The 4752-nt window shown below is 71.8% G+C and carries 4 protein-coding genes; 2 read left to right on the top strand and 2 right to left on the bottom strand.

Features of this window, described 5'->3' with window-relative positions; all coding sequences use genetic code 11:
• Both AC08OP_RS21030 and AC08OP_RS21025 read right to left on the bottom strand, forming a co-directional pair.
• Positions 1 to 586, bottom strand: a 586-nt coding sequence (locus tag AC08OP_RS21030) for an NUDIX domain-containing protein (protein ID WP_476615755.1), incomplete at its 3' end; no start/stop codon positions are given.
• A gap of 122 nt (positions 587 to 708) precedes the next feature.
• Positions 709 to 2271 carry a helix-turn-helix domain-containing protein gene (locus tag AC08OP_RS21025; protein ID WP_476615756.1) on the bottom strand — a complete coding sequence of 521 codons (1563 nt, stop codon included), beginning with the start codon at positions 2269 to 2271 and terminating at the stop codon, positions 709 to 711.
• Between the two features lie 452 nt (positions 2272 to 2723).
• Here AC08OP_RS21025 and AC08OP_RS21020 point away from each other — a divergent pair, with 452 nt between their 5' ends.
• Entirely contained in the window at positions 2724 to 3503 is a 780-nt protein-coding gene (locus AC08OP_RS21020) for an SAM-dependent methyltransferase (protein ID WP_476615754.1), read from the top strand.
• Positions 3500 to 4711 carry a hypothetical protein gene (locus AC08OP_RS21015; RefSeq protein WP_476615753.1) on the top strand — a complete coding sequence of 404 codons (1212 nt, stop codon included), beginning with the start codon at positions 3500 to 3502 and terminating at the stop codon, positions 4709 to 4711. Before AC08OP_RS21020 ends, AC08OP_RS21015 begins: the two co-directional genes overlap by 4 nt.
• The last annotated feature ends 41 nt before the right edge of the window (positions 4712 to 4752 follow it).

Here is a 4752-nt window from a genome sequence, read left to right as displayed (position 1 = left end):
CCACATCCGGCGGATCCGGACGCGACCTACCACGGCTCCCGGCCGGCGCCGAGCTAGATCTCGGCGGGTGTCCACTGGGCTTGATTCTCCCGGATCGTCCATCGTGGGCCAAGTCCATGATCTCGCCGAGGCGGGCAAAGAGTGCAGCCGCCTGCAAACGCGAGTCCCAGGCGATGTCGTCTTCGGCGGCGAGCGCCTGTTCGTCGAACCATCGGACCGCGGTGTGCGCCGGCCGCGCCGGGCGGTCCCAGAACGCGACGAAGCCGTGGTCGATGTGTACGTGCTCGCTGGCGGTATGGCTGTCGGGGCTCGCGGCCATCTCGACGACCCACCAGGGCGCGACGACGGGGCTGTGGGGGAAGCCCTCGGGCAGCGGGGTCGTCGGGCCGGCTACCAGCCGAATCCGGCACCCCAGCTCCTCTTCGACCTCGCGAACCGCGGCCTCGGCCGCGTTCTCGTCCGCCTCGACGTGGCCACCGGGCGGAAGCCAGCCTCCCATCCGCGGATGCCAGATCATCGCGACCTGCCAGCCCGCGTCCGGGTGCTCGCGGAAGACAAAGACAGTCGCCGTCGCCTCTTTGATCATCGACTCGCATCCGCTGGAGCGCGGCTACAGGGCCGGGCAGGGACGGAGACGGCCACGCGGTCGCTGCGTCCGATGACGTCGGCCATGTGGGTATTCCCGGGTCGAAGCGGAGTTGGGATGGGTCAGCCGGGCTGAGGGCCGACCGGACGTTGATCAGTTTCGGACTGGTAGAAGTCCTCGAAGGCACGGACGGTTGGGCTGGGAGGGAACGCGGAGAGCAGGAACCGTAGGCGCTGGACGCGTTCAGAGGCTCGCGCGGAGCCCGCGCGCGCCTCCAGTCTGACGACGTCTCGGGCTTCCTCGACGGCCCGGTCGAGTTCGCCTGTCTGGGTGTATGCCTCGGCGAGCCAGGAGCGGTAGAGGGCGGCTTCGCGGGCGTGGTCGGTGTCGCAGCGCGCGACCGCGTCGACCAGCAGCGGTACGGCGCGCTGTGGGAGGCCGAGTTCGACGTAGCAGCGGCCCGCCATGATGTTGATCTCGTTCTCGTCGAGCCAGTACACCCAGGTCGGCTCGTCGTCGGGCCGCCGCTGGTCGTAGTGCCGCTCGACGGCGGCAAGTGCGTGCTCTGCGGCGGGTCGGTCCCCGGCCTTGGCGTACGCCCAGGCGATCCGTTCGTGCAGGAGGGCGAGGGTGGCCGGCGTCGCCGAGTCTTGGGCGCCGTGCAGGGCGGTGCGCGCGAGCAGGATCGCGGTACGCGGGTCGCCCTGGTTGGCGAACTGGTAGCTCAGCGTCGAGATCAGGTTCGCCGCGACAGGGCTGTTGGCGGCGGCATGCGCCGCAGTCACGCCGTCGAGGTAGAAGCGCCGGGCTGCCTGGGTGTGGCCGGCGTCCATCGCGACCCACCCGGCGAGCTGGCACAGTTCCGCGACCGCGGAGTGCAGCCGGCGTCCGAGGCGGTCGTCGTAGGCGGCGTCGTCGAGCACCGCCGTCGTGGCGGCGAGCTCCCGTGCGACCAGCGCGTGAAGATCCCGGCCGCCGATGAAGTCGTCCAGGCGGCGCAGCTGCGCGACCCGTCCCTCCACGGTGCGGGTGAACGCTTCTCCGATCCGCCGTCCCGCCCGGGTCTCCACGACCTGGGGAGGGTCGGTCACCAGCCACTCGTGCGCATAGCGCAGCGCCATGCCCGCGTCGATCACCATGTTTCCGTCTGCGCCCAGAGCTGCGGCGGCTGCCATCGCGCGCCCCTGGCCGGATGTTGCGACGCTACGTCGGCCGGGCTGAGCGGCGGGGATGGCCGATGGTCCGATCCCGGGTGATCGTTCCGCGGTCTGCGAGGTGCTGATCGCCGGGCTGTCGTAACCGCCCTGTGCCGGCCGCGACAGACCCTGGCGGATCTGGGCAATGAGGAGCAGGTCGTCGGAGGGCATCTGTTCGCGGTCGTCGAGGTCGAGGAGGCTGTGGATGCTCGTGCCGTAGACCTCGGCGAGCTGAACGAGGATCTGGGGGGTTGGCCTGCGGCGGTTGTTCGGCAGCGGCCAGTTCTCCAGCTCACTGAGCCGCGGGGCGGTCATCGCGGCGACGCCGTGTGGGTCCAAGCCGCCGCGGGCAGCGTGGGTATTGATGCGGTCGGCGGCCTGTGCCTGGGTCCAGCCGTGCGCGACCCGGTGGGCCGCACGAGGGCGCAGCCGGTAGCGGCGGGCGAACTCGATCGCGATCTCGTCATGCGACATGCCCACCGCGCGCATCCGCGCCCGCAACTCCTCCTGCTCGACTCGCTGGCTGGGACTGGCCACGTCAGACGTCCTTTCGGTGACAGCCTGTCGCCGCATCGCTCCGTCGACACCTCCACGGTAGTGAATCGATCACACCTCGGGGAGTAGGGGGCGATGCCGCCCGAAACGACAGCCGCTTCTGGCCGTCTTTTCCCAGCTCACGCGGGGTCGAGCAGGGTGAACAGCTTCTTCGCGGTGCGGGGGATGACCATCGGACGGTCCCCGGACGATGGTGTAACGGTTCCACTTTGCCTACCGTCAGTGAGGACCGTTCTCGTGATGAGGATCAGCTGCGCGACGCATCGTGACCGTCCCACCAGTCCTAGACCTGGCTCGGTCGACCCGCCCGGCCAGCTACGCCGGCCGGGCGTCGTCACGACGGTGCGCGGGTCGCGGGGGCGATCCTGATGGGGGGCGGCGCTGCGGTGGGAGCCGAAGGTCCGAACGTCGCGAGGGTCTACGACTACTTCCTCGGCGGCGCGCACAACTTCCCGGCCGACCGGGAGGCCGCGGCGCAGGTCGAGCAGACGTGGCCCCAGATCCGCGACACCGCGCGGGTCAACCGGCTGTTCCTGGGCGAGGCGGTCCGCTACCTCACCGGCGAGGTCGGCATCCGTCACTTCCTCGACGTCGGGTCGGGCATGCCGACCATGGGCAACGTCCACGAGGTCGCCCAGCAGTTGGCCCCGGACGCCCAGGTCGTCTACGTGGACAACGACCCGGTCGCGGTGGCGCACAGCCAGATCCTGCTCGCGCCCAACCCGGCGGCTGTGGCCGTGGAAGCGGATCTGGCCCGGCCTGGCGAGATCCTGGACCACCCGGAGGTGTCCCGGCTGCTGGGCCTGGGGCAGCCGGTCGCGCTGCTGCTGGTCGCGGTCCTGCACTTCTTCCCCGACGACACCGGCCCGCAGCAGCTGGTCGCGCAGCTGCGCGACGCCCTGCCGGCGGGCAGCTACCTGGTTCTGACGCATGCGACCGGTGATGGCCAGTCCCAGGACGTCATTGAGGCGGCCGAGGTGTACCGGCGCACGACCGCGCCGTTCCAGCTGCGCAGGCGTGACCAGGTGCTGTCGTTCTTCGACGGCTGTGGGCTGGTCGAGCCCGGTCTGGTCCTGCTGCCGGGCTGGGAGCAGGACCGGGCGCGCCGTCGCACGGCGGTGGGGGGTCGGCTGCCGGTCTACGCCGGTGTCGGGCGCCTGCGATGAGCCCGTCTTCGGGCTGCCTGACCTGCTGGCAAGGCGACGACGTCCACGATCTCGTCCTCTACGTCGAGGGGTGGATCGCCGCTGCGACCGCTCAGCTGTGGCCGCAGGCCGGCGTGACGTTCGGGACGATGGCCACCGCGGGCGGGGTCCTGTATCGGCAGGTCCGGATCGGCGAGGAGGCGCTGTGCGCGACGGTCCGCCCGGCAGGCGCTGCACTGTCGAACCTTGTGCGCGGCGATCACGGCGATCTGGCCACCGTGCTGGCCGACGTCGACGGGGGGCCGGCGAACGCGACGGTGCGCGAGGCCGAGCAGCTCACGGCGCTGGCGACCTACTCCCGTGTGCGGGTGGCCGCCCCGACTGCGACGGCGAAGGGGGTGATGTTCACCCCCTTCGTGAGCGGTCCCAGCCTGGCCGGCCGGCTCCAGAGCCGGCCGGCGGTGCTCACCGAGATGGTGACGGCGCTGATGGACCACCTGAGCGAGCTGCACCGCGACCCGGCCGGGCAGCTGCGACAGGCCGCGGCGCCTGCCCGCGGCTGGCCTCTGCCTCGGGTCGTGGCCGAGGCGGTGAGCCGCTCGGCGGAGCACCTCCACGCCGAACGAGCGACGGCAGGTGAGGCCGGGGAGCTACGGGCGCTGCTGGGGAGCCTGTTGGTGCGGCTCGGCCGGCTGGCCGCCCAGATGGACCCGGCAGCGTTCACCCGCGCCGGCATCGCCTTCGGGAATCTCTGCCCAAGCGGCGTGCTGTATCCCGACGGATCGCCACGGGCGGTGCTGGTGTCACCCGCGCTCGAACCCGGTGGGGACCTCGTGGACGCCGGAACACTGCTCGGCCATCTGCATCTGCTGGCCGTCGGCTGCCCGCCGCCGGTCCGGGTGGAACTGGTGGAAGGTGTCGAGGCGTGGCTGTCCGGCCGGCTGTCCGCCTGCCGGGATCAGTGGCGGGGCTGGCTGTCCGCTGTCCTGACCGTCTGGGCGGCCACCGTCTATGACCAGGTTGTCACCGCGCTGACGCTGCCCGCGGCCGTGCCGCTCGACCCGGCCGCGGCCGATCTGCTGGCCCGGCCGCTGCCGGCGCTGGCCGTCCTCGGCGTGCTCACCCGCGAGCTGCGCCGCCGCGGCGTCGGCCCGGCGCGGAACGCCGTCCTCGCCGCGCTTGCCGACAGCCCGGCTGACCAACCGGCGCGGCCGGCCGCGGCACGCTGATCCCTCTCCTGCTCGCAGACCGAAGGTGCACGTCCATGGCC

The sequence above is a fragment of the Frankia sp. CeRuru1 genome, assembly GCF_977966315.1.
The sequence above is the reverse complement of the archived record's forward strand: the minus strand, read 5'-3'. Positions and strand labels throughout refer to the sequence as shown.